The following is a 629-nucleotide window of genomic DNA, read 5'->3' as shown; positions in this document are numbered from 1 at the left end:
ATTCTTATAATTTTGATTGCAAACCTTTTATCGGCTTGTGCATTAGCACCAAAGCTAAAACAGCCCAATGATAGGAATCGTGTGCCTATTAATAAAACAATCCCTGCCGAAATTAAACGAGCAAATATATGAAAAAGCGATTTATTATAACAGGAATGATTACCCTTTTGGGGATGATAAATCTGGCACATGCATCGGATTCTCCTCAAGCAGATACATGCAATTTTCTAGCGTTGGGATTTGCTCAATATCAACAGAACAGATTTGGAATAGACCGCACTGGAGTCCTAAAGACATGTGCACAATCCCCATCGTCTGCTCCACCGCCACCACCTGCTCCACCGCCACCACCTGCTCTACCAGCAGAATATCTGGAGCTTATTAAGCTATTAAAAAAAGAGGAAATTATTGAGCTCTTTAAAAAACAACTTGCGTTAAAAAAGGAACAACTTTCACAAATAGAAAAAGCCTATCAAGCTATAACAAAGAATCAGAAAACAAACCCAAAGCAAATAGACTTTTCTAGTTTTTTTCTCAAAGAACCAGAATCGTTCTATAAGAGTGATAAGCTTTCAAGAGAATCATATCAAAAGGTACTAGAGGACGAAAACAAAGTTTCTGGGCCTTTT

Annotated in this window: 1 protein-coding gene and 1 pseudogene; both read left to right on the top strand. The window is 37.7% G+C overall.

Annotated elements, in window-relative coordinates; genetic code table 11:
- On the top strand, nt 1-132 hold a 132-nt coding region (locus tag ACFIM8_RS09330; protein ID WP_375607600.1), incomplete at its 5' end, for a TrwH protein.
- Nucleotides 129-629 (top strand): annotated as a pseudogene (locus ACFIM8_RS09325) (hypothetical protein); the annotation flags it as partial. The gene ACFIM8_RS09330 and the pseudogene ACFIM8_RS09325, both read left to right, overlap by 4 nt.

Origin of the sequence: Bartonella sp. AC535YNZD (assembly GCF_042196625.1) — a bacterium.
GTDB lineage: Bacteria > Pseudomonadota > Alphaproteobacteria > Rhizobiales > Rhizobiaceae > Bartonella.
The sequence above is the reverse complement of the archived record's forward strand: the minus strand, read 5'-3'. Positions and strand labels throughout refer to the sequence as shown.